Here is a 24,655-nt window from a genome sequence, read left to right on the forward strand (position 1 = left end):
GCTCAGCCCGCCGTGGGCGTGCGGCCGAGGGCGCCCGCCGGCGAAAGCGCACCCGCGCCACCGGCCACTGCGGGTCGCGCCGCCAGTCGCGTGGTCACCGGCTGGCGATAGCGCTGCAGGGAGTGGACGCTGAAGGCGGAGAAGATGGCCAGCAAGGTGAAGACGTAGTGCTGGTAGTCCACCACCTGGAAGCGCAGAAACTCGATCTTCATCGAGTCGAACAGGAAGGTGAGCAACACCACCACCCCCAGGCGCGGAAACTCGGACGCCATGTCCTGGGCACGCTCCCACCGCGAAGCGCGCAACCAATGCAGGCCCGCGGTCGCGAACCAGGCCATCCAAGCGATGAACCCTACCAGCCCCAAGGAGTAGAGCAGGAACAGGTAGAGGTTGTGGGGATAGCCGATGTACACCTCGCGCAGAAACCTTGGCGTCATGTACTCGAGCACGATGCGCGGTCCGTGGCCGAAGGTGAGCGCATCGGGGATACGCTCGATCACCTCGAACCACCCGCTGCGGCTATCCGGCACCAGCCCCTGGAACTCCGTACCCGCGAGGCGGGTGAACAGCGTGTCGAAGGGCGTGTAGGTGACGATGATCAAGCCGGCGATCACCACCGAGACCGCCCCCGCCGCGAACGCGGTGATGACCCTGGCGGCGCCGAGGGTGCGGCGGAAGACGATGAGGAACATCGCAGCCCCGAAGATCAGCGCCAGGAAGCCGCCCCGCGAGCCCGTCGCGATCAGCATCGCCACGTTGGCGAACAGCAACGCCACGAGCAGCGCGCGCGTGGTGAGGCCCGGCAAACGCATCAAGGCGTAGCCCAGGATCAGACACTGCAGGACCAGAAAACCCGCGTTCGGTCCCGCCGGGCCGAAGGGCCCCAGCAAGCGTCCCTTGTCCTCGAGGTTGCGCCCGACGGACCACTCGGAGACGCCGAACACGTTCACCGCATCGAACCCGAGGGTGATCTGAACGGCGAAGAACAGCAATACGGCCACGTCCAGTCCGATCAGGAGCTTGAGCACGAACTGCGGATCCGGGAAGCGCCGAAAGTGATTGAACAGCAGATAGAAGAAGGCGAACCCGGAGAAGACGTTGAACAGGTAAATCACCTGCTGCCCGTAGGTGGAGGGGATGCTGGTGGCCACTGACAGCAGGTAGGCCAGCACCACCAAGCTGGTGGGCAACAGATAGGGCACCTCGCGCAGGCGCCCCTGGAACAAGAACGCGGCAAATGTGAGGTACACCATCCCCACGTTGAGGGTGCCGTAGCGCGAGGCAATGAGCTGGAACGGCAGCATCAGGACCAGCAACGCGATCGGGTAACGTTCGGGCAGCGCGTAGCTCGCCACGAACACCGACAGCGCGCCGAGCAGGCCGAAGGCGAGCTGGATGCCGTGTTCGTTGATGAGGTCCATCATCAGGATTGATCGCCCATGCTCGTGAACGGCCGCGCGAGCGGCTCGCCGATGAAGATGCCCTGCCCCGGCATCGCCACGCTCTTCCAGTACGCCTCGATCAGGCTCTCACCGCCATGGTAACGGCGCAGGAGCACGGCGGGGTCGGGGAACTTCTCTCGATAGGCGCAGGGCTCTGCCACCGTGCCGTAGCTCGCCGTCGCCCCGGCTTCGAGCCAGCGCAGGGCGCTCATCTGAGGGCTGTCGTCCAAGCGGCCTCCGCTCGAGGTGAGGTGATCGGCGACGGCGCCGGGGAGGAAACGATTGCTCTTCAGCCCCGCCACCTCCTTGGCGCCCGTGAAGTAGAAGAGCACGTCGTCGCGTCCACGCAGGGCATCCGTTCGCTCGTGGCGAAGGCGTAGGGTGCCAGTCCACTCGGTCACCAGGTCATCAAAGGCGACCGCCCTCACACTGCGCCGGCGATCGCTGGTCTGCACCAGGTAGCCCGTGCCCGTGGGCTGGGTGCCGTCCGCGGCGCGCCCACGCTCGACCAGGGCCCGCCCCTCTTTCTCATTCCGCGCCGCCAACAGCATGGCGGGACGGATACCGTGGTCCTGCCAGGGCATCGCGCTGTCGCTGTCGAAGTACGCCGAGCGTCGCGTCTGCCCGCAGGGCTTGGCACACCACTGCTCGTCGAAACCGGCCGCAAAGGCCGTCGTCATGGACATGCACTTCACCCGATAGGGTCGCATCCACGCCAGCACGTAGGCCTGCACGTGGGCCGGCGTCTGCGCCAGCACCTGCCTGCGAATACGCGTCAGGCGATCGGCATTCACCCGGGGCTGATCCGGCGGTAGCGCCACCTCGATCAACTGGTCGGGCGGAATGCCCCGTTCCTCCACGTAGTGCTGAGCGAGGCGCAGGCTAAGGGGATCGTTCGCATTGGCGATCACGGCGACCTCGTGCGGACTGAAGGCCGCCCACGAAGTCGCGGCCCCGACCAGCCAGGCCAGAACGCCGGCCAGCGCCAAGCGGGGCGCGGCCCTAGCCGACTGCTTCTTGCTCGTCGCCACCGGTGAAGATGCCCCCTTGCTTGCGGTCCCGAACCACCTCCTTCACCAGACCCTCATCGATCTGCGAGAGGTTCGCGGCATAGCCGTAGACGAGGGTTACATCGCACAGGGAGTTGATCACCCGCGGCACGCCCTGGCTGTGGTACCAGAGCAGCTTGCGCGCCTTCTCGTCGAACAGCTCCGGATCTCCCCCCACCACCTGCAGGCGATGGCGAATGTACGCGTGCGCCTCATCGACGCTGAGCGTATCCAGGTGGTGAGCGATGAGGATGCGCTGGGCGAACTGGGTGAGCTCGGGTTTGCGAAGCTTGTCGCGCAGCTGCGGCTGCCCTACCAGGATGAGCTGCAGCACCTGATTCTTGTCGGCGTTGACGTTGGAGAGCATGCGCAGCTCCTCGAGCGTCTCCACGCTGAGGTTCTGCGCTTCATCGATAATCAACACGGTGCGCCGCGACTGGGCGTACTCCTCGATCACGAAGTTGATGAACAGCTCGTACATCTCGACCTTGTCGAGGTTCTTGTACTCCAGGTTGAAGGCCATCAGCACCCACTGCAGGAGCTCACCGAAGGACTCGTGCGTGTTGGTGATCAGACCCACCGTCATGTCCGACTCGATCTCGTTCAGCACCTGGCGGATGAGCGTGGTCTTGCCCGAGCCGATCTCACCGGTCACCACGGTGAAGCCGGCGTTGCTCATCAGGCCGTACTGAAGCATCGTGAGCGCCGCGCGATGCTTGGCGCCGAGGTAGAGGAAGTCGGGGTCCGGCAGCAGGGAGAACGGCTTCTCGGAGAAGCCGTAGTAGGCCTCATACATCGGGCGTTACCCCCGACCCGTGGCGCCACGAGAGGCCCGGGGTGCTCACAAGGGGTAGCCCGCCACGCCGTCGGTCATGGTGAGCACGGTGCCGGCCAGGTTGACGTCCTTCAGCAGCTCAGCCGCCTGGCGCAACTCCTGCTGGCGGGTACCCGCATCGCGCACCACCAGGAGGAAGGCGTCGGCGAGGGGCGAGAAGGCGAGCACGTCGTCCGTGGTGCATACGGGCGGAAGATCGAAGATCACCAGACGCTCGGGATAGCGATGGGTGATGTCATCGATGAGTTGATGCATCTTCGGTGCGGAGAGCATCTCCGAGGCGTCTTCCTGCCCTTCGCGACCCGGCAGGATCACGAGCCGATCCATGCCCGGATTGACCAACACCTGCGATAGGGGCAGCTCGGAGAACATGTAGTCGGCGATGCCCACCTCGATCTCGTTCTCGAAGCCGAGCAGGCGATGCACGCTCGGGCGTCGCAGATCCAGGTCCACCAGCAGCACCGTGTGGTTGACCTCGCGGGAGAGGCTGATCGCCAGGTTCAAAGCGGTGACGGACTTGCCCTCCCCCGGTCCCGGGCTGGTCACCGCCAGGGAGTTCCAGCGATGCGAGCGCATCGACTGCAGCACCCGCGTGCGCAGCATGCGGAAGGCATCGGCGCCAGGATCGCGGTCGCGATGGGCGACGATGCGGTTGCGTTCCAACACCTGGGCATCGGTGCCGATGACGCGGGTCTGCGTGTAGCGCACCGCGGCGGCCGGCTGCCCGCCGGAGGTCGGCTCCGTGCGCTCGACCCGACGCGGGGCTACCGTTTGGTTGGCGTTACGCTCGCGACGTGCGCGGTCGAGCGCTTCTTTGATCTTTTCCATCAGCTCACTTCCGATTCACGAAGCCGCGCCCAGCGCGGTGAAAGCACGTTGTGTGGATCATGCAGGCTCACAGGCCGATGCTCCGGGTCAGTACCCCCCACAGGGTGGGCAGCTCCACGATCAGCACGTGCACGAGGGCGAGCCCGATGAGGAGCGCCGCGAACACACCCGCCGCGGTCAACAAGGCCACCTGCGAACGCGCGCCGGCGGTCATGGCGGGCGTTGCCCCGATCACGGGAATACTGGCAAGGGGCGCGTCACCGAACACGTCGATCACCCCGTTGCGACCGCGCACGGTGCTGTCCAACGCCTCCAGCGTCGCGGCGAGGAAAATCGCCAGGAAGAGGCTCATCACCAGGCCGAGGAACAGGATCGCCCCTCGATTAGGCGAGTAGGGCTCGAAGGGCAGCGACGGATCCTCGATGGTCACGAAACGCTGTCCGCGTCGCTGTTCCTCCACCTGCTGGGCCACGCGAGCGTCGAGTTCCTGGGCCTTCACCGACTGGTACTGGCTCTGCAGGTTGCTCAGATCCCGGCTGATAGTGCTGTAGTTCAGCTCCACCTGGGGCAGGCGCGAGATGGCCGCCTCCAGTTCGGCGATCTGCCGAGTCTGCTCCTGCCTCGAGGTCTGCAGGGTGTTGACGTCCGCGATCGCGGTGGCAAGGTCCGCCCGCAGGCGAATCTCCGTGTCCGTGAGCAGCTCATCGGCGCCGCCGGCCTGCGCAGCCTGCGACTCCAGCTCCGCCACCTGCTGCTGCAGGCGAACCACCTCGGGGTGGTTGTCCGTGTAGCGCTCGCGAGCCGCTGCCAGCTCCGCCCGGGCAGAGGCCAACTCCGGGCCCTCGTCAGCGAGGCGACCGCTTTCGATAGCCCGCTGCAGGGCTTCCACCTGCCGGCGCATGGCCACGACGTCCGGGTGACTCTCGCCGTAGCGTGAACTCAGCAAGCGTAGCTGGGACTCTGCCTCGACCAGCTGCTCGCGGGGTAACAACCCTCGCTGGCTACCGCTGCCGGCGAGTTGATCCGCCACGGTGGCCAACTCCGCCCTTAGGTAGATAATGCGTTGCTCTTGCGCGGCCAGGCGACGATCGGTCTCCAGGCGCGCAGCCTCCACCCGAGCCAGCAATTGACTGTTGCTCTCGTACGAGCCCGGGAGCGAGCCCTCGTTGACCGCGCGGAACTGGGCGAGCTGCTGCTCTAGGGCCTGGATCTGCTCTTCGATGCGACCCGCCTCACTACCGAGGAACCGCGCACGTTCGCTGAAGCGAGACTCGCGGATAAGTATGTTCTCCCGCTCGTACAGGCTGACCAGGCGCCCAACGACCCGCTGCGCCGTGGTCGGCACGGGATCGTCGAAGGCGAGGGAGAAGGTCACGACCGACTCGGTAGGGCGACCGCGCGAGTCGACGCTCTCGGCGGTGAACTGCTCGAGGGTGAAGTTCTGCTGAAGTTTGTCCACCCGCTCGCTCAGCGAGAGGTCCTCGCTGTCGTACAGGCGCACCTCACGCAGCAAGGGCGCCAGCTTCTCCGTGGTCAGGACCCGCTGGGTGACCCGGGCGATCTGCCGGGCGGGCAGCTCCTCGGCGGCGTCGGTCTGCGCGGTCATGTCCGAGGGCTCTACGTAGATCGTGGCCATCGAGCGATAGGTGGCCGGCCACACCAGCGCGACGAACAGCGTTAGCAGCACGCCGCACACCAAGGCGGCCAGGAAGGGCCAGCGGCGGCGGCGCAGAGCGGCCATGAGCTGGGCGATCTGGTTCTCGAGCGGCGGCGGCGCGGATGACTCCTGCTGCACGGTTGTGCATCTCCTACTGAATGGAAGCTGGGGTGGCGTCCGCGCTGTCGCGCTAACGCCCTGATATCGTTATCGGAAAATCGGCGATCTGCTGAAGTCGTAGATCAGATTCACGAACAGGCGCACACCGTCTCGCTCATCGCCGTTGGCATCACGCACGCTGGCGTAGCGGGCGCCGGCAGCCACCGCCCAGTGCTCGCGAAAGCGCCAGCGCAAGGTGGGGTCCACGCGCACCACCTCGCGGTCGAAGGGCACTCCGCCCGCCACGCGGCTGCGCTCGATGTAGCCGGCGCGCAGGCGCGCCGTGAGGCCTGGGCGCAGTTCGCGCACGATCAGCAGCGAGACCCGATCCTGCTCGAGGAGCTGGCCGATGCCCGAGGGCGCGATCGTACGCGAGGCGAGCAGGCTGACCTGCATGCGTTCGGGCGTCCAGTTGAGTTCGGCATCGAAGACACCGCCGCTGGAGTCGTCCTCGAGGGTCTGCGTCGGCGTCTCGAAGAGCAGATCGGTGATGTCGGTCTCGCTGTCCACGATCCGGCCACCGGCGCGGAAGGTGCCGCTCACGGTCGGGCTGAACGCGTGGGTCACACCCAACTGCAGCTGGCGGCTGAAGTTAGAGGTTTCCTCCTCGGTGATGGACAAGCCCGTGAGCAGCACGCGCTCGTCCGCCCGGAAGCGAGAGACGGCGGCCGTAGCGAACACGTTCGTTCGCTGGGACAGGGCACGCTGGAACGTGATGTCCGCGCCGTCGAAGCGATAGTCGGACAGCTGCCCCGCTGCGTCGACATCGAAGATGCGGCCATCGCCCACATCGACTGGGAAGGTGCGGTCCTCGAAATCGACGATGGAGGCCGAGCCGCCGATGATCACCTGGTTGCGCTCGGTGAGCTGATGCGCCCATTGCGGCCGCACGATCGCGCTGTTGCGACGGGTAGCGATGAGCTCGTTGTTGTCGTTGATGATGCCATCGAGCTCGTCGACCAAGCCGTTGGTCAGGGTGGAGCCGCGCTCGAGGGTCCCGGTGATGGAGAAGTCACCTCGCGGCAGCGCTCGCGTGGCCGTGAGGTCGTAGCGCTGCTCCGTCAGATTGAAGTCATCGTTATCGTAGAACGGGAACGTCAGGCGCAGGCCGTTGGAGACATCCCAACGCTCGCCCACGAAGTCGAGATTGGCCCGCGGCTCGAGGATGTACCCGCTGACGGAATCCGTATCCGTGGATGCCAAGCGCGGGCTTGAGTCATAAATCCCGCGCTGGGTGAGACTGCCCGTGAGCGTCGAGTCCGCACTGACCGGCGCCGCCGTGGCGCAAAGGAGGCCGACGGTAAGGAGTCGAACGAGGCGCTCGTTCAGCTTCACCGCGCTCAGGTCGTCCCAGTCTTTAGGGGACGACGATGACATCACCGCTAAGCAGCTCAATGTTGCTCTCCAGTCGATCGCCCGACTCGACGTCGGAATACTTGAACGCGATTGCGCGCTGACGGCCGCCGTCTTCGCGGCGCAGGATTTGGATGCGATTGCCGTTGGCGAACTGGGCCAGACCGCCGGCCAGGGCGAGCGCCTGAATTACCGTCATGGGCCTGTCCATGGCGTACTCGCCGGGCCGCGGCACCTTGCCGATCACGTAGAACTTGTTGCCCTGAGCGGACAGCACACTCACGGTCACCACCGGATCCGGGATGAAGTCGACCAGTCGGCCGACTATCGCCGTGCGCACATCTTCGGCGGAGCGCTTGGCGGCCTCGACCTCACCGATCAGGGGGAAGGTGATGCGACCATCAGGTCGCACGATCACCTCGCGCGACAGCTCCTCTTCCCGCCACACGGAGATCCGCAGCACGTCGCCGGGATTGAGCGCGTAGGCGCCGGCTTCCTGCGCCTGCGCCGATCCCAGCGCGGACAGGGAGGCGAGCAGTACCGCAGCAAACGTCGCTGCCATCGAGCGAACGCCGGACAGACCAAACCTCATCATCGAAAACCCCGTGTGGTCTCTAGTTATCTCGGTCGGCGTCTGAGAGCGCCGTCGGGCCGCACTTTAGCGCAGGCGCCGAGGTGAGCCTAGTTAAAGGCTGGTTAAAGAGCGTGCCTGGGCAGGCTGAGCATCGACCGCTTCCTCGTGATCGCCCCGGGACCCAAGGGCAATTGCCCGCGGCGGCGGCCGCCAAGCGTGCTCTGTGCGCCGTTCGTCCGCCGTAACGGATACGTCAACAATTGTGCACCGAGCCCCGACTGCGCGGAACGATGCGAGCGGATAACCGGCAGGGTAAAATCGGGTTCGCGCACGACGTGGCGGCGACCCCGGTTCACGCCGACACGTGCCTCGCGATTACCATGTCTCGACCGGTGGTGTCCCCACCATCGAACCCTCGGCCTCCGGCCACCACAAGAAGGACGACCGCCGCCCGGTGCTTGCTCGCTCAGTCCAGGATGCCGATCCCCACCGCGTAGCGCTGCGCGGGGTCGCCAGCGCCCGGCGCGAGTCGGAGTGCGAATCGCGTGCTCACTAACGACCGTCCCGGCCATGTCCGTGTCCGCCTCGCGGCCGCGACCGATGAGGTGCACAACGCCCTGCATCATCACCCGGTGCTCGGCGCGCTGCTGAGCGCCGATCTCGAGCGTGCCACCTACCTGGCGATTCTCGTCGCCTACCAGCGTTTCTTCTCGGCCGTGGAGACTCGTCGAGCCGAGTTGAGGGCCTACCCTGAGCTCAACCTGGGCGCGCCGATCGCCGCCCTCGACGACGACTTGCGAGAATCGGGATGGCGGCCGTGTCGCGATCCGCTCCACGCCTCCTGGCTGGAGGACGATGCCGCGGTGCTCGGTGCCCTCTACGTGCTGCACGGCGCTGGCTTCGGCGGCCGGGTGCTGGCAGGACACGTGGCGCGTTCCCAACCCGGCCTGCCACGCCGCTTTCTGCAGACGGGACCGTCGCGCGCCACCTGGCGAACGCTCACGGACGCGCTGGACACGGTGGACGGCGGCCGCTACCCATCACTCGAAACGGGCGCTCAGCGCACCTTTGCTCACCTCGCCGAAGAGGTCAGCCACCAGGCCACCGCGATCGCCCCACCCCGTTCCCTATGACCTCTCTACCCGCTTGAGGATGCCCATGCGCTCATTGCTTGCCTCGATCGCCCTCGCGATCACCATGCCCTTGTGCCTGCAGGCACATGCCGATTCGTTCAGCTTGTCCAGCACCGACATCACCGAAGGACAGCCCATGGGCAAGGCCCAGGAGTTCACCGGGTTCGGGTGCGACGGTGGCAATCGCTCACCCCAACTGTCCTGGGCCAACGCACCCGCCGGCACCGAGGCCTTCGCCATCATGGCCTACGATCCGGACGCACCGACCGGCAGTGGCTGGTGGCACTGGCAGCTCATCAACATTCCTAAGACGGTGACTGAATTGCCCGCAGGGGCCGGTTCGGCCAGCGGCGACGCGGCGCCCGCCGGCAGCCGCCACATCAAGAACGACTTCGGTGTGGCCGCCTTCGGCGGTGCCTGCCCTCCGAAGGGCCATGGCGTGCATCACTACCAATTCACTGTCTACGCCCTGTCTCAGATGCTCGAGCTGCCGGAGGACCCTTCGGGCGCCCTCACCGGCTACATGGTGATGGCCAACTCGCTGGGATCCGCCACCCTGGAAGCCCTCTACGAACGCAACTGACGGCGTCTGCGCCACACCGGGAAGACCGCAGCTTCGGGGCGGCTGCCCTGGAAGCACGCCCACGACGAGGGGCGCTGGCACCGCTATTGCCATTTGGCATTGAATTGGATATTTTCTGCCTAGTGTCATCTCTGGTGACGAATCAGACCCATGCTCGAGTCCATCCCGCGCCTAGCGCCCTTCGACAACGGTCCCGCCATTACGCTGGCGGAGAGTGCCGCCATGGCGCGCGCCATGGTCAATCTGTTTCGCCTCTGGCAAGTCAGCGATGCTCAGGCGTGCATCCTGCTTGGCGGCCTCTCCAAGCGTACCTACGCGCGCTGGAAGGAAGGCGCGATCGGCCGCGCATCGGTCGATCAGAACACCCGCATGTCCGTCCTGCTCGGCATCCACAAGTCGCTGCGCATCCTGTTCGCCGATAAGGCTCGCGCCCATGCTTGGGTGCGCCAGCCGAACACCGTCTTCGACGGCGCCAGCGCCTTGGACATCATGCTCGGCGGTTACCTAACCGACCTGTTCAGAGTGCGTCACTACCTCGACGCCGTGCGCGGGTGAAGCAATCCTCTTCGGGCGAGACGCCACCACTCTCGCGGGTGCGTTGGAGCAAGGCGCGGCGCATCGTGCCGACCCGCTACCCGCCGATCGACCTGTTCGAGGACATCGCCGACCCCGAGGATTGGGACCTGCTCGTCGCCGCCGAGGCGAAGACCAATCCGCGGGTCTGCGCCGACGTCGGGCGGCTGGACCTGGTCCCCGTTGCACGACGCGTGAGCGGCCCCGGCGCGAGCTACCTGATGGCACCGTTCGTTCACGTAAGTACGAACCGCCCCGGCCGTTTCCACGACGGTACCTACGGTGCCTGGTACGCCGCCAACCGCTTCCAGACCGCTGTCGCCGAAACGGCCCATCACCTCGCCGCCTTCTATCGCAGCACGGCGCAGGCGCCCGGGTGGCTCGTACAGATGCGCGAGCTCATCGCCCAGGTCGATCATCGCTTCCACGATCTGCGCGCCGCGCCTGACTTCGCCGACGCCCTGGACCCGGTCAACTACGCCCCCTCCCAGGCCCTGGCCTGGCGCTTGCGCAGCGAGGCGGCGAGCGACGGCATCGTCTACCCCGCCGTGCGCGACGAGCAGGGCGAGGCGCTCGCCGTGTTCTGGCCGGATGTCGTGCGCCTGCCTCTGACGCCCGGTCGACACCTCGGCTATCACTTCGATGGCACGCTCATCGACTACGTGCGCGACGCGTCCAGCGGAGAGTTGTGGCGCTTGCACGCCAGCGCGCCGGCGACCGACGCGAACCCCTAGGTCCCGCACCGTCAACTTGTCGCGACGCACCAGGCGTCAGGACTGCGCTTTCGCGCAATACCCCCTACCGCGCGCGGCAAAAGTATGTTCTAACTACCGGTTGTTCCGGTTGCTGAATCGGGAGTCGCGCCTGCGACGCCCGCTAACAACATCAAGCTCGGTGATCTGAACAACCGTCACGGACGACGGGTGATCCTCACGCGTGGTCCGTGCTCAACTGAAAAATACTAGGGGAGTCATAGTCCATGCAGACCTTGCCAGGCAGGACGGCGCTCGTCGCATCGTCCCTGCTGGTGACCCTCATGGCGGGTAGCGCAAACGCGTCCGTCGACGGAGTCAACCAGCGGTCCTTGCTCAGCAAGCCGGTCGAGATGAAGGAGCTCTCGCTTGCCAACAAACCCAATGCTGGGCGCGTCGGCAGCCGAGTCTTCCAGCCCGAAAGGGGCCTCACCGGCGAACACGTCTACATCATCACCCTCGCCGAGCCTGCTCTCGCCGCCTACACGGGCGGAGTGCGCGGGCTCGCACGCACGGCCGTGGATACGCGCCGCGGGGAGCGCAAGCTGAACGCTCGCAGCCCCGCCAGCCGCGCTTATGTCCAATACCTGCGTGGGCAACAGGACAAGTTCCTGAGCCGCACCTCACGCATGCTCGGCCGCAGCGCAGCGCCGCTCAACCGTTACGTTGCCGCCGTCAACGGCGTCTCCCTGCGCATGACGCAGGCCGAGGCCCAGCGCGTCGCGCGCCTATCGGGCGTGGCGATGGTCGAGCGTAGCGTGGAGATGCAGCTGGACACCGATGCAGGGCCGAACTTCATCGGCGCCCCGCAGGTGTGGAGCGGTGAAGCCACCGGCGAGGCTGCCCTCGGTGAAGGCATCATCGTCGGCATCATCGACAGCGGCATCAACGGCGATCACCCGTCCTTCGCCTCAGCGGGCTCGGACGGCTACGAGCACACCAACCCCTACGGCGATGGCGTCTACGTGGGTGAGTGCTTCGACACGCCGGACCTGGTCTGCTCGAGCAAGCTGATCGGTCGCTACAACTTCACCCAGGGGTCGAACCCGCCCGCGCCCACTTCCGAGGACACGGACGGTCACGGCACCCACGTGGCGAGCACCGCTGCGGGTAACTTCGTCGACGACGTTCCGTTCTTCGATGCGGAAGGCAACCCCACCGGGTTCTCCGTGAACATCTCCGGTGTGGCCCCCCACGCGAACCTCATCGCCTACTCCGTGTGTGCCCCCCTGTGCCCAAGCTCGGACGTGCTGAACGCCATCGACCAGGCCATCCTCGATGGCGTGGACGTGCTCAACAAGTCCATCTCGAGCCCGCCGGGCAGCCCCTGGGAAGCTAGCCTCTCCCTCGGTGCCCTGAACGCCCGCGCCGCCGGTATCTCCTTCGCCATCTCCGCCGGCAACGACGGTCCCGGCGTGGGTACCGTGGCCGAGGTCAACGGTGCCCCCTGGAACGGTGCCGTCGCGGCCAGCACCCACGATCGCGCTTCCCGACCAAGACCCTTGGCGACTTCGGCGGCGGTGACACGCCCCCGATGACCATCACCGGTCGCTCCCTGAGCCCGGGCTACACGGGTCCGATCGTCTACGCTGGCGACTACGCCAACGGCGACCCGGATCCCGAGCAGTGCCTGAACGCCTTCCCGCCGGGCACCTGGACCAACGGTGAGATCGTGGTCTGCGACCGCGGCGCTATCGCCCGTGTGCAGAAATGCATCAACGTGCGCGACGGCGGTGCCGCCGGCTGCGTGCTGACCAACGTGCCGGGTGGCGCGACGTCCGTGGCGGACGATCCTCACGTGATCCCGGCGATCCACATCGCTGAAGAAGACGGCACGCCGCTCAAGGCCTGGCTGGCCAGCGGCAGCGGTCACTCGGCCACGATCGGCGAGGGCGGCGCGCCCTTCTCCGACCCCGAGGCCGGCGACATCATGGCCGACTTCAGCTCCCGCGGGCCCTACACGGGCTTCGACTTTCTCTCGCCCAACGTGTCCGCACCGGGTGTGAGCATCTACGCAGCCTTCGCTGACGGCATCGAGTACGCCTTCCTCGGCGGTACCTCCATGTCCAGCCCGCACGTGGCTGGCTCCATGGCCCTGCTGCGTCAGACCCGGCCGGACTGGACCGATGCTGAGATCCTCTCCGCGCTCATGAGCACGGGCGTGCAGGAGATGCGCAAGGAAGACGGCGTCACGCCGGCGGACGCCTTCGACTTCGGTGGCGGTCGCGTACGCGTGAACGAGGCGGCCAACGCGAGCCTGCTCTTCGACGAGACGGCGGCTGGCTTCGAGGCGGCCAACCCGGCCACCGGCGGCGATCCGAAGGACATGAACATCGCGTCCTTCGCCAACGATGCGTGCCTGAGCCTGTGCTCCTGGGAGCGCACCGTGGAAGCCACGGTGAGCGACACCTGGTCTTCCAGCTCCAACGGCGACTTCCCGGTCACCGTCGAGCCAGCCTCGTTCTCCCTGAACGCCGGCGAGACCCAGGTGATCACCGTCACGGCTGACGTCTCCGCCATGCCCAACGGCGAGTTCGCCTTCGCCGAGCTGGTCCTGACCCCCGCCGGCGGCGCCAACCCGCCGACGGAACTGCAGGTGGCGGTGACGCCCTCTGCCGGTGACCTGCCGAACGAGCTGATCATCAACACCGGCCGCGACGCCGGCTCCGTCACCGAGACCATCGCCTCCATCGAGGTGACGGATCTGCAGGTGGAGGCCTTCGGCCTGTCCAAGGGTGACACCGAGCGCCTCGCCATCACCGGTGAGACGGGTGAGTTCGATCCCTACGACCAGCCCGACGGTGTGGGCGTGAGCTTCTTCGAAGTGCCCGCCGATGCGATCCGCGTGATCGTGCGCACCTTCGACTCCGAAGCCCCGGACGCTGACCTGTTCGTAGGCCGCGACGACAACGGCGACGGCGATATCTCCGCCGACGAGGAACGTTGCAACAGCGGCACAGGCGGCAGCGATGAGTTCTGTGAGGTCGCGGACGTCGAGGGCGGCACCTGGTGGGCTGCCGTGATCAACTTCACCGCCTCTGAGCCCGACGCGACGGACGAGACCAGCGTCAACGCTACCGCCGTGGCCCCGAGCACCGGCAACTTCTTCGCGGAAGGCCCCGGCGGCCCGGTGGATGAGCTCGACCCCTACGATCTCTCGATCTTCTACGATCTGGACGATGCCGAGGCGGGCGACATCTACTACGGCAACCTCATCCTGGGCTCCGGCCCCGGCAACGAGGGCGATATCGGCAACATCCCCGTGACCTTGGTGCGCGGTACTGACGATGTTGCCATCGAGGTGGACGCGATGATGGCCGAAGTAGGCGACACGCTGAACTTCACCGTCACCGTGCAGCCGAACGCCACGCCGGAAGATCTGGCCTACGCGATCGAGACCGCGATCCCTGACGGCTTCTCGCTGGATGAGGATTCGGTGGCGGTCACGGCCGGTGAGGTCACCGTGAACGGTGACTCCATCGACTGGTCCGTGGTGCAGGCGAGCATCGACGGTGCGACCAACAGCTACACGGTGACCACGAGCGCTGAAGATGCAGCGTGCACGATGCCGGAAGTCGGCCAGGGCGGTGGCTACATCGACCTCGCGGCCTTCGGCTTCGAGCCCAGTGACACCGAGGGTGACACCATCACCGGCACCTTCGGCCTCGATCCGGAGCAGGTGAACTTCTACGGCAGCGACCGTGGCAGCCTGACCTTCACGGACGACGGCTTCGTGTTCTTCGAAGGCGCCCCGGGCCCCAACCCGTGGATCAACCAGCCGATTCCGTCGCTCGACGACCCGAACGATCTCTCCGCCATCTTCTGGCGGGACATGGAGATGGTCTCGAGCCCGTCCGACGGTCCTGAGGGCGAGCGCGGCGTGACCGCCATTACCCTCACCTGCGGCGGTGAGCCCTGCGCGTTCCTGGTGGAGTTCGACAACCTCGAGCCGTGGCCAGCAGGCGACACCTCCGACCGCATCGACTACGAAGCCTGGTACTGGGGCATCGTTGACGACGCACCGGGTGCCTACGAGATCATCTACGCCTACGACAACATCAGCGGCTTCGCTGATGGCGTCGGCACCATCGGCGTGGAAGGTCCGGACGGCTCCATCGGCACGCAGGCGGCCTTCAACGATGTGGCCATCAGCGATGGTGACTTCATCTGCTTCGACCTCGTGGGCGTGACCTTCGACCCCGCCGTGCTCACCTTCTCGGTGTCCGTGGATCCGTCCGCGGCCGGCCGTGATGTGGAGACGACGGTGACGAGCGTGGTCGACAACGCCGGCAGCGAAGCCGAGACGGCCAGCGTGAGCGTGTCCGTGGGTGGTGAGTTCATCGACAGCGATGAAGATGGCATCGCCGACGCTGACGACAACTGCACGTTGATCCCGAACGAGAGCCAGTGCGATAGCGATGGCGACGGCTTCGGCAACCACTGCGATGCGGACTTCAACGACGACGGCTTCGTGTTCTTCCAGGACTCGCTGCTGTTCCGTGACGAAGGCTTCGGCAACCCGAGCGAACCGCCCGAGTACAGCGAGTACGACCTGAACTGTGATGGCGCCGTCGACGACGGTGACATCGAGATCGGTCGCACCCTGTTCCGGGCAGCGCCGGGACCCGCTGGGGAGCTTTGATCCGCTAGCCAGGCGGGCCGGGCGATCGCAAGTCGCCCGGCCCGAGCGTTAGGAAACGGTCAGCCCCGATCGCTCACGCGGTCGGGGCTTTTTTGTGCCTCGCGCAAGCCATCATCGATCGCCTGGCGGGGTCCCCTTCGATACGCACCCGCAAGGCACGCGACGAAAGCGCAGGCGGCGAACGGCAGGGCCCAAGCCACCCCCAGTACCCACAAGGTGATAGCACTCACCAAGCACCACCCTACCGGCAGGATCAGCGAGGCCCACAGGCGCCACCCGCGAAGGGTGAGCAGGCAAATGCCGAAGGTCAACAGCACCGTTGGGTCGGGGTGGATGCCCACCACCTCAGCGCGCCCCCAGCCGCCACCCGTAGAGAGCGCTAGCAAGGGATAGGAGAGCCCGAGCAGACAGAGTACGCCGCCGACCCACCGCGTACGGCCCAGAGAATCCCGTACGCCGCCGAATCGACTCGATAGGAGCAATCCTGACAGCAACACCGCCTGCAGCCCGAAGGCCCACGCGATGGGGCGCGCTGCCCAGTTGAGGCTGGCGTACTCGCTCAGGAGAAAGGCGTAGCCCACCCATCCCCACATCGCCGCCAGCGCGAGCGCTGCAAAGCGCTGCCCGCCTCGATACACCAACGCCAGAGCGGCTATCGCAGCCGATAACGTCAACAAGTGTAGGGGCCAGGCGGACGCGTTCACCCGCTCGATCAGGCGGAAGTAGACCTCGGCGGTGAAGGGAACGAAATCGGCCGCCCGATAGGTGAGCCAGTCCCCGATCAAATCGCCTCCACCTCACGCACCATGCGGGCGCGTTGCTCCGGGTCCGGCATCGGACCGACACCCGCCCCCATGTTCTCGCGCATGTGGGCGACTTGGCTGGTGGCCGGAATGGCGCAGGCGACGGCGGGATGCGACACGACGAAGCGCAACAGGTAGTCGGCCCAGGTCTGGCACCCGATGGCCTCGCGGGCCCACGCGGGGACGGGATGCGAACGCTTCAAGGCCCGGATCAACGCGCCGCCGTCGTAGGGCCGATTGGCGATCACGGCGATGCCTCGCTCATGGGCGATCGGCAACAGCCGCCGCTCCACCTCCCGATGGGTGATGTTGTAAGTCAGCTGCACAAAGTCGAGCTCGCGCGTCTCGAGCACCCGCTCGAGCTCGCGGTGACGACGGCCGTGGGAGGTGGTGATCCCGACGTAGCGCAGGGCACCGTCCGCCTTGAGCTGGGCCAAGGTGTCCAGGTGCGCCTCCCACGCCATCAGGTTGTGCACCTGCATGAGGTCGAAGGCGGGCACGCGCCAGGCAGTGCGCTGGGCTTCGATCTGCTCACCTGCCTCGCTGGCGTTTCGCGTCCACACCTTCTCGGCCGAGAAGAGCGTATCGGGCACGCCAAGGCGCTGCAGGGCATGGCCGAGCACCTCGGCCGACGAGCCGTACATAGGGGAACAGTCGACCATCCCACCCCCCAGCTCGAAGAAGGCGCGCAGCACCTCTACCCGCGCACCCCGCAGCACCGGGTCGGCACCCACGTTGAAGGAGATCCAGGTGCCCATACCGATCGGCGGCAACCGGCGACCGTCCGCCATCCTCGGCCCCGGGTCAGCGGTGGCCGCACCCGCCCGCAGCAGGGGGCCTAGCCCCATCGCGCCGATGCCGAGGGCGAAGTGCTTCAGGACGTCGCGTCGTTTGTGGCGCGGAATGTTCATGCCTCACCTCGTTGCAGGAGTGCCTGCCGGTAGCGAATCACCGTCCCCAGCAGGAGCAGGAAGCTGCCGAGCACGAACACCTTGTTCACGAACCAGTTGCTACGCCACATGTTCCAGTCGGGATCGGCCAGGAAGCGTGCGAACAAGGTGACGATGATGAGGATCTCCGCGATCGACACGATCAGCGCAAACCACCCCGCGTACCACGGCCGCCTCAGGAGGGCCCAACCCAACCAGATGTGCACCAGGGGCCAGAAGTCCCAGTAGACGTAGGTGACCAGCGCCTCTCCCCGAGCCATCGCGAAGGCCATCGGAAAGAGGTACTTGATGAACAGGGACCAGGCGGCGAGAAAGAACAGCAGGTGGGCGATGAAGGAGAGCCATCGCCACGGCGGATCATCTCGACACGCGTCCGTCACCGCGGCTGCCTTGACGTGCACGATGCGATCATCGAACTCCAACTCCCGCCGCGCGCCCTGAATGCCATTTTGACTCACCTCGTGGACTGGGGTTCCGAAGGTAGTCGTGAGCGAGCGGGCACTGGCTGCCGTGCTCCGTGCGCGCCCGCTTGCTATGATGGACATTCGTGCGCGGCCAGCCCCGTCGTGCACCAAGCCCGCTGATCTTTTGCCCTCGACCGAACGCCATGAGACCTCCCAATTCCACCCACCTGCCCGCCATCGCCGACCTCCTCGCCGCCAACGGCCTACCCACCGACGATCTCGAACAACTGGATCTGTCCTGGTTCCTCGTGCGCGAGGCGCACGGCCACATCGAGGTGGTGGGTGGACTGGAGCGCTGCGGCGAGACGGCGCTGATTCGCTCCGTGGCCACGGCGCCGACGCGTCGCGGACGTGGCCTCGCAGGTACGTTGGTCGAGGCCCTGGAACTCGCTGCCTCCCAGCACGGGCTTAAGGAACTCTACCTGCTCACCGAAACCGCGGAGGGGTTCTTCGCCCGCCTCGGCTACGTGACGCGAGCGCGCGACGAGGTGCCGGACGCGATCCGCACCAGCCGCCAGTTCTCATCGCTCTGCCCGGCGAGCGCCACGGTGATGTGCAAACGCCTCGTCTCGAAGGCCTAGCTGCCTGTTGAAGTGTCTCAGGCGAGTGCGAGACAAGGCGGAAACCGACGAAAAAGCGCAGTGTACAAACAGTACATGAGCATCTTGAGTCGATTTCCAACGCCGGATCGTGCCGCCTGAGACACTTCAACAGGCTGCTAGTAGCGCTTCACGCGCTCGAAGGGACGACCGGGTCGGTACGGGGCCAAGGAGGCGAGAGCCTGCTCGCCGACCAGTTCCTCGGCGATCACACGGCCAGCGAGCGGCGCCAAGGTGACGCCGCTGTGCATGACCGCCACATATACGTCCGCTCGCCGTGGACTGCGGCCGAGCACGGGATGACCGTCGAGCGGTAGTGGCCGCCAGCCGATGACGGCGCTTTCGATCTTGGCCTCACCTAGGGCCGGGATGAACCTAGCGGCGGTCGCCAGCATTCGCTGGCCGTGCTGACGAGCGAGAAACGTGGACGGGAAGTCGTTAGGACGGCCCGCCAAGCGCTGTGCGTGGCGTGCCGTGTCCGGCGCACCGTCCTGCTCGCCGAGCACCACGCGACCGTCGTCTCGCTGATGCAGATGTACCCCTGGCGCCGCCACCACGCGACGAACCACCGGCGCCATCGGCGGCGTAAAGGCGATCACGCCCGGCGTCGAGCGCTGAGGCACCGCCACGCCCGAGACGGCCTCCGTCAGTTCCCCCGCCGCCCCCGTGGCGAGCACCAGCCTGTCGGCGGGGATCTGCCCGGCGCTCGTCTCCACCGACTGCAGGCGATCGCCGGCCATCGCCACCCCCAGAAGGCGCCTGGGGTAGTGCACCTGGGCGCCTGACTCGACGGCCGCGGCCAGCAGGCGCTGCGTCGCGAGCACGGGGTCGACAGCACCGTCGCGCGGCGAGAAGGCCACCGCGCTGGGATAGGCTCGAAGCGCAGGCTCCAGCGCCGCAAGGTCCGCTGCCTCGACCATTCTGGCTGGCTCGCCCCAGGCGATCTGCTCCTCGATGTCCGCCGCCAGCCGGGCCTGACGCTCGGCGGTCGCAAACCACTCGATCGATCCCTCCCAGCGGATCGGGAGCTTCAGCACCCCTTGCAGCGCGTGCCAGTCCTCCACCGCCTGCTGGCTCAAGCCATGGTAGTGGCGCGGCTGCTTGGCCCAGGTGGCGTTGATCCAGGCGAAGGTGCCACGGCTGGCGCGGGTGGCAGGGCCGACTTGATCGATGACGGTGACGGCGGCCCCGGCCCGCGCCAGGTGGTAGGCGGCCGACGCCCCCACGATCCCCGCACCCGCAACCACCACGCGAAGACGCGTGGCTCCGCGTAGCGCAGACACGCCCACCAGGGGAGCACCCGCAAGAAGCCCCTTCAGCAAGGTACGCCGATCCACCGCTTGTCTCCCCCGCGCCATACTCGATACGGCACCTAAGATCGCCCAGTCGGGCGACTAGATCAACGACGTCAGCTCGCCGCCGCAAGGCATTTCCAGCAGATTCGCCCGAACAACCACTTGAATTTCTTGCACGCTACGCGAGCACCGCCAGGCCAACAAATCCACTGCTATCATCCTGCAGCGAAGCCCTTCCCTCACTCACTTATCGAATTTCTTATCAAGGACGCGACGATGAAACTCCTCACCGCAACGCTCGTGTGCTCGCTGCTCGCGCTCGCGACGAGCGCCGCCGCTGCCGAACCCAACCGCCCCGTTTTCGAGTTGTTCGAAGTGACCAACATGGCGGACATGACGGCACAGATAAACAACCAGATGCAGCAGCAGGTGAAGCTCATGATCACCCAGCAGCTCGCAGGCACCGATGTGCCCGCTGAAGTTGACGAGATCATAAACCGCTACCTAAGCGATCTGACCGAACTTACCTTCTCGCGCATGGACTGGGAGAAGATGAAGCTCAAGTACGCCGCAATCTACGAGTCCGTGCTCACCAACCAGGAAATTCTCGATCTGGTGACGTTCTACCAGTCGGACCTCGGGCAGGTAGTGCTCTCGAAGATGCCCTTGCTGATGCAGGAAGCCATGGTGGTGGGTCAGCAGGAGATGCAGGCGATGATGCCGCAGATACAGCAGCTGATGAGCGGCATGCAGCAGGAGATCGAGGCGGCGGTGAAAGAAGCGGCCAACTAGCCTCGAGCTTGCCTGCTACGGCGGCGATCGTGCTCAACGCCGTGCATGGAGTGCGCCTGAGCAAGGGCGCAATAGAAAAGGGCACGGCAGCAATGCCGTGCCCTTTCGTCTCTAGCCAGAGTGCTAAGCGATCGGACGCCTAGGGCGACCGCCAGGAGCCGGATTCCACCTGCGGGTTGCGGTTGTAGATCAGGCGCGGAATGCCGAAGCTCAGGTTGTAGTTCCGATTCAAACGCGGAATGCCGAAGCTCAGGTTGTAGTTCCGATTCAAACGCGGGATGCCGAGGCTCAGGTTGTAGTTGCGTTGCAGACGCGGGATGCCAAAGCTCCAGTTGTACTTCCGCTGCAAGCGCGGAATGCCGAAGCTCAGGTTGTAATTGCTCTGCAGACGCGGGATACCAAGACTCGTGACGTCCGGGCGCTTGATCTGATCCTCCGTGAACCACCAGGCCTGGCGGGTGTTGGAGGTCAGCAGCTTGGCGCCGATGAGGTCCGAGAAAGGTGTGTAGCGCGCGTTGCCCCGGGTGCGTGTGCTCTTAGCCGGCACCGCCATCGCGATCGGGCCGAACTCCTCAAGCAAGGCACTGGTCCGGGCGCCGCTGCCGAAGTCAGGGCTCGTCGCGACCAGCGACCGCCCTTGGGCGACCTCCGCCGCGTAGGCCGCTGCTTGCTCAGCCTCGAACCGTGCCCCCACCAGCGTGGCGGCGGCATCACCCCCAGACGACGGCGTGATCAGGTGGACATTGCTGTATGGAAACTCGTCCCTGAGCTTCTGAGCGGCGTCCTGGGCCTGCTGCTCTGTCTCGTACAAACGCGCGATCGGCATGGGCCTTCTCCGCAAATCGATTAGGTGCTGTTATATGAGAGGCTGACGGACTCCCGCAGCCATCGACTCAATAATAGTCTCGTGGAAAGAGGGATGGACCGCGCCGACGTCAAATACTTGGCTCTTCCCGGCCCCTATCGCGTCATGCGTTGGGGTCCGCCCCGTTGATCCGTCATCCGCCCCCTGCTTCGGCGGCAAATAATGCGCGCGCAACCCGTTCATTCGAACGGGCTATGAGGCATCGCGCTGTTGCAGGACAGGAACCTCCGTCACGACTTCGCGTTCCCCACCCTCCATCTGTCGGAGCGCGTCGAAATCGCCTTCGCCAAACCACGCGATATCGTCGGTGACCGCCTCGCCGAAGGTGCGCCCCCCGAACCAGGTCTGCCCGAGCACCTCGTAGCACGCCGGCATGCTCAGCAAGAAGGGCAACGGATCGCGTACTGACCACATCACATCACGCGCGCGCAACAGGTGGCTCAAGTACATCGCCAAACGACGCGGGTGCAGGAGACTGCTGCAGGTCTTGGCGAGCGTGGTGTAGAACTGCTGTTGCAGATCGTGGGCGGAGAAGGTGGCCGGCGGCGCCTCGAACGGCCGCAGCACTTGCCCCGCCACGTATTCGCCTTCCAGGAAGTGCATGCCACTGGTGAGACGTGGGTTGCACTCGATGGCCCAGGCACGACCGCCCTCGACGATGAAGTCGAAGGAAATGAACCCGCTGTAGTCTGCCTGGCGCACGAAGCGTTCGACCCACTCAGCGACGCAGGGCAGTTGGCGGACTCGCTCAAAGCACACTGCCGACGTGCGGGTGATCACTTTGCCGCGATAGATCACCGTCGCACGGATCTCGCCTTCGCGCGCGATGGAGAAGGTGCTCACATGATCGCCTGAGACGAAGCGTTGCGCCACGTGGTCCCCGGGTCGCGTGGGCGCTGGCAAGGGTGCCCCGCGTTCGAGCAATTGCAGGCCGATCCCCGAGCACGAATGGGTGGGTTTGACCACGTAGGGCCCGGTGCGCGAGAGGCGCTCGGCAGCAGGGTCGTCCAGGGGATAGGTATCAGGCACATCGAGCCCGAAGCTTGCCGCCTTACGCGCAAACGCAAGCTTGTCGTGCAACGCCATCAGGGTGGCCGCGCAGGGCGAGAACACCTGCACCCCCAATGGCAAACGCGGCGCCATGGACACCACGTACATCGCCTCCTCGGAGATCGGCAGCACAAGATCGATTTGCTCGTGCCGAATGATGTCGAGCAACTCGTCCTGATATCGGCTCAGATCCCGGTTGGGGGCGGTCACCCGATAGGTGCGCGCTACGGCGCGGGACAGGCGACAGATGGGCATGCGGAAGGGCTCAGCGACGATGACCCGACAGCCGGCGGCAGCCAGACTCCTCGCCATCGCGAGGGCCTTGGGCAGGCGCCCCAGCGTGAGCAGCACGGTGGTCTCGCGGCGGGTGTCGCGATTACCTAACGACACGGTTGAGTCCGCCACCTTGGGCGGGGCATGGATCACTTTGTACTGCGGGAGGAGAGGCACGGCGTGGGTCTCTCCTTAGATCACCAGCATCGTGTGGACGACGACCGGGTGATGTCGCCATCGAACCGCCGGTGGAAGTGGCGGATATCGCCTGCAGGTCGGGAGGCCGAGCCGGGACGCACCAAGATGGGTGCGTCCCCAGACAAGCGGCCCAGCGCTCTCACTGCCGTAGCCTTGCATACGCGAGGTGTACGAAGGCGCCGACGTGTTAGCGCCAGCTTAGCGGTGAATCAGCCGCGGGATGCCGAAGCTCCAGTTGTAGTTACGCTGGATCCGCGGGATGCCGAAGCTCAGGTTGTAGTTGCGCTGCAGGCGGGGGATACCGAAGCTCCAGTTGTACTTGCGGTTCAGGCGCGCGATACCAAAGCTCAGGTTGTAGTTGCGCTGCAGACGGGGAAATCCGAAGCGAGTCACGTCGGGGCGCTTCAGCTCCCGGCCCCAAAAGCCCATCACCTGCGTGCGATTGGTGAGCAAGTTCAGCGCCAGCGCTTCGGAGAACGGCGTGTAGCGTGAGCTCGCCTCGCGTCGCTTGCTCGGCAGTGCCATGGGCACAGGGTTGAATTCGTCGAGTACGGACTTGACCACGACGCCTTGACCGAAGGGGGCACTCGCCGTGACCACTGACTTACCGCCGGCCACGGCGGCGGCGTACGCTGCAGCGTCACCGGCATCGACGCCCGCGCCGGTCAATTCCGCTACCGCATCACCACCGGAGGTCGGCGTGATCACGTGAATCGAGCCACCGGCGTTGCTGCTGCTGAGCTTTTGCGCAGCATCGTGAGCTTGCTGCTCTGTTTCGTACAAACGTGCGATCGGCATATGCGTTCTCCGCGTTTCCGTTGTTTAGTGCCGCGAAGGCCCAGTGCCTCCGACGTGCCGCAGCGACGTATTCGATAATAGTATCCTGTTAGAGGCAGCAGACATCGCGAAGCTCAAATTATGTCGGAGTTGGCGCGAATCACGTCACCCATTTGGCTGAATCCGTTGATCTATCACCTGAAGACACGCTCCTTTAGCACCGCTCGGCAAGCCAACGGCTCATGCCACGCGACATCTTTAGGGCTCGCCTCCACCCCCAATTCGCCCCGCCTTCTCGCCCCTCGTTAAGGAGTCTTCGGCTTGCTCACCGTGCACCACCTCGAGTACTCGCAGTCCTTTCGTATCCTGTGGCTGCTGGAGGCGATCGGCGCACCGTACGAGCTCATCACCTACGAGCGAGACCCTGAGAACCTGCTCGCACCACCGGCCTACAAGGACCTCTCCCCGCTCGGCACGGCACCGGTGATCACCGACGGTGATCTCGTGCTGGCCGAGACCAACGCCATCATCGACTACCTGCTCGATCGCCACCCCAACAACCAACTGCGTCCCGTCGCCGACGCGCCCCATCGAGCGCGCTATCTGTTCTGGTTCCACACGGGTCAGGGCTCCCTAACACCGTTGATGATGATCGAGACCTTCTTCACCTTCATCCGCCAGCGGGTGCCGTTCTTTCTGAAGCCCCTCGTCATCCTGGTGCTCAACCGCGCCGTGGACGGATTCCTGCGGCCGCGCCTGCAGCTGATTCTGAAGAAGGCGGAACGCGACCTCGACCACGCCCCGTGGTTCGGTGGGGATGCCCTTAGCGCCGCGGACATCGTCATGAGCTACGCGATGGAGGCCAGCAAGATGAGGGGGCATCTGACGGCCGCCTACCCGAACTGCCACGCGTGGTTGGCCCGCATTCACGAGGAGCCGAGCCTCAGGGCGGCGAAGGCGAAGGTAGGAAATGCGCAAATGGTGGTGGTGCCCACCTAGGGACGGCTTG

Annotated in this window: 23 protein-coding genes; 9 read left to right on the forward strand and 14 right to left on the reverse strand. The window is 65.8% G+C overall.

Annotated features, from left to right (window positions below; all coding sequences use genetic code 11):
• Positions 1-2 precede the first annotated feature (2 nt).
• From AAF184_03255 to AAF184_03285, 7 genes are all read right to left on the reverse strand, one after another.
• Positions 3-1,424, reverse strand: a complete 1,422-nt coding sequence (locus AAF184_03255; GenBank protein MEO0421326.1) for an O-antigen ligase family protein — start codon at positions 1,422-1,424, stop codon at positions 3-5.
• A complete protein-coding gene (locus AAF184_03260) occupies positions 1,424-2,353 on the reverse strand; it encodes a TIGR03790 family protein (GenBank protein ID MEO0421327.1) in 930 nt (309 codons plus the stop codon). Before AAF184_03260 ends, AAF184_03255 begins: the two co-directional genes overlap by 1 nt.
• 91 nt (positions 2,354-2,444) lie before the next feature.
• Positions 2,445-3,287, reverse strand: coding sequence for an AAA family ATPase (locus AAF184_03265; GenBank protein ID MEO0421328.1), 843 nt, complete (start codon positions 3,285-3,287; stop codon positions 2,445-2,447).
• A gap of 45 nt (positions 3,288-3,332) precedes the next feature.
• Positions 3,333-4,154, reverse strand: coding sequence for a P-loop NTPase (locus AAF184_03270; GenBank protein ID MEO0421329.1), 822 nt, complete (start codon positions 4,152-4,154; stop codon positions 3,333-3,335).
• 67 nt (positions 4,155-4,221) lie between these two features.
• Positions 4,222-5,949, reverse strand: coding sequence for a hypothetical protein (locus tag AAF184_03275; protein ID MEO0421330.1), 1,728 nt, complete (start codon positions 5,947-5,949; stop codon positions 4,222-4,224).
• 69 nt (positions 5,950-6,018) lie between these two features.
• On the reverse strand, positions 6,019-7,347 hold the full coding sequence (locus AAF184_03280) for a hypothetical protein (GenBank protein MEO0421331.1): 1,329 nt from the start codon (positions 7,345-7,347) through the stop codon (positions 6,019-6,021).
• Entirely contained in the window at positions 7,328-7,885 is a 558-nt protein-coding gene (locus tag AAF184_03285; GenBank protein ID MEO0421332.1) for a polysaccharide biosynthesis/export family protein, read from the reverse strand. Before AAF184_03285 ends, AAF184_03280 begins: the two co-directional genes overlap by 20 nt.
• A 557-nt stretch (positions 7,886-8,442) precedes the next feature.
• Here AAF184_03285 and AAF184_03290 point away from each other — a divergent pair.
• The 6 genes from AAF184_03290 (at position 8,443) to AAF184_03315 (ending at position 15,580) form a co-directional block, all read left to right on the forward strand.
• The gene (locus AAF184_03290; GenBank protein ID MEO0421333.1) at positions 8,443-9,030 is read left to right on the forward strand and encodes a biliverdin-producing heme oxygenase; all 588 of its coding nucleotides are present in this window, start codon (positions 8,443-8,445) and stop codon (positions 9,028-9,030) included.
• Positions 9,031-9,055: 25 nt separating this feature from the next.
• Positions 9,056-9,613, forward strand: a complete 558-nt coding sequence (locus AAF184_03295; protein ID MEO0421334.1) for a YbhB/YbcL family Raf kinase inhibitor-like protein — start codon at positions 9,056-9,058, stop codon at positions 9,611-9,613.
• A gap of 150 nt (positions 9,614-9,763) precedes the next feature.
• Positions 9,764-10,168: an MbcA/ParS/Xre antitoxin family protein gene (locus tag AAF184_03300; GenBank protein MEO0421335.1), complete on the forward strand. Its 405-nt coding sequence runs from the start codon at positions 9,764-9,766 to the stop codon at positions 10,166-10,168.
• Positions 10,165-10,920 (forward strand): RES family NAD+ phosphorylase, encoded by a 756-nt coding sequence (locus tag AAF184_03305; GenBank protein ID MEO0421336.1) that lies wholly within the window; start codon positions 10,165-10,167, stop codon positions 10,918-10,920. Before AAF184_03300 ends, AAF184_03305 begins: the two co-directional genes overlap by 4 nt.
• 245 nt (positions 10,921-11,165) lie before the next feature.
• A complete protein-coding gene (locus AAF184_03310) occupies positions 11,166-12,476 on the forward strand; it encodes a S8 family serine peptidase (protein ID MEO0421337.1) in 1,311 nt (436 codons plus the stop codon).
• On the forward strand, positions 12,473-15,580 hold the full coding sequence (locus AAF184_03315; protein MEO0421338.1) for a PA domain-containing protein: 3,108 nt from the start codon (positions 12,473-12,475) through the stop codon (positions 15,578-15,580). The genes AAF184_03310 and AAF184_03315 overlap by 4 nt, the downstream gene beginning before the upstream one ends.
• Positions 15,581-15,639: 59 nt before the next feature.
• Here AAF184_03315 and AAF184_03320 read toward each other — a convergent pair whose 3' ends face one another.
• From AAF184_03320 to AAF184_03330, 3 genes are read right to left on the reverse strand one after another with little or no spacing between them, the layout of a single operon-like run.
• Entirely contained in the window at positions 15,640-16,365 is a 726-nt protein-coding gene (locus tag AAF184_03320) for a DUF6064 family protein (protein MEO0421339.1), read from the reverse strand.
• Positions 16,362-17,294 carry an aldo/keto reductase gene (locus AAF184_03325; GenBank protein ID MEO0421340.1) on the reverse strand — a complete coding sequence of 311 codons (933 nt, stop codon included), beginning with the start codon at positions 17,292-17,294 and terminating at the stop codon, positions 16,362-16,364. Before AAF184_03325 ends, AAF184_03320 begins: the two co-directional genes overlap by 4 nt.
• A complete protein-coding gene (locus tag AAF184_03330) occupies positions 17,291-17,791 on the reverse strand; it encodes a hypothetical protein (protein ID MEO0421341.1) in 501 nt (166 codons plus the stop codon). Before AAF184_03330 ends, AAF184_03325 begins: the two co-directional genes overlap by 4 nt.
• 149 nt (positions 17,792-17,940) lie before the next feature.
• On the opposite strand from AAF184_03330, the gene arsN2 reads away from it, so the two are divergent.
• Positions 17,941-18,378, forward strand: coding sequence for an arsenic resistance N-acetyltransferase ArsN2 (arsN2, locus tag AAF184_03335; protein ID MEO0421342.1), 438 nt, complete (start codon positions 17,941-17,943; stop codon positions 18,376-18,378).
• A gap of 137 nt (positions 18,379-18,515) precedes the next feature.
• Here arsN2 and AAF184_03340 read toward each other — a convergent pair whose 3' ends face one another.
• Complete coding sequence (locus AAF184_03340) at positions 18,516-19,733, reverse strand: FAD-dependent oxidoreductase (protein MEO0421343.1); 1,218 nt, start codon at positions 19,731-19,733, stop codon at positions 18,516-18,518.
• A 234-nt stretch (positions 19,734-19,967) separates the two neighbouring features.
• On the opposite strand from AAF184_03340, the gene AAF184_03345 reads away from it, so the two are divergent.
• A complete protein-coding gene (locus tag AAF184_03345) occupies positions 19,968-20,483 on the forward strand; it encodes a DUF2059 domain-containing protein (GenBank protein MEO0421344.1) in 516 nt (171 codons plus the stop codon).
• A 139-nt stretch (positions 20,484-20,622) separates the two neighbouring features.
• Here the strand turns inward: AAF184_03345 and AAF184_03350 are convergent, their stop codons facing one another.
• From AAF184_03350 to AAF184_03360, 3 genes are all read right to left on the reverse strand, one after another.
• Entirely contained in the window at positions 20,623-21,309 is a 687-nt protein-coding gene (locus AAF184_03350; protein MEO0421345.1) for a hypothetical protein, read from the reverse strand.
• Positions 21,310-21,540: 231 nt separating this feature from the next.
• Complete coding sequence (locus tag AAF184_03355; protein MEO0421346.1) at positions 21,541-22,848, reverse strand: ATP-grasp domain-containing protein; 1,308 nt, start codon at positions 22,846-22,848, stop codon at positions 21,541-21,543.
• A 219-nt stretch (positions 22,849-23,067) separates the two neighbouring features.
• Positions 23,068-23,667 carry a hypothetical protein gene (locus tag AAF184_03360; protein MEO0421347.1) on the reverse strand — a complete coding sequence of 200 codons (600 nt, stop codon included), beginning with the start codon at positions 23,665-23,667 and terminating at the stop codon, positions 23,068-23,070.
• Positions 23,668-23,976: 309 nt separating this feature from the next.
• Between AAF184_03360 and AAF184_03365 the strand changes: the two genes are divergently transcribed.
• Positions 23,977-24,645 carry a glutathione S-transferase gene (locus tag AAF184_03365; protein ID MEO0421348.1) on the forward strand — a complete coding sequence of 223 codons (669 nt, stop codon included), beginning with the start codon at positions 23,977-23,979 and terminating at the stop codon, positions 24,643-24,645.
• The last annotated feature ends 10 nt before the right edge of the window (positions 24,646-24,655 follow it).

The organism is Pseudomonadota bacterium (genome assembly GCA_039815145.1).
In the GTDB taxonomy this organism is placed as follows: domain Bacteria; phylum Pseudomonadota; class Gammaproteobacteria; order Steroidobacterales; family JBCBZW01; genus JBCBZW01.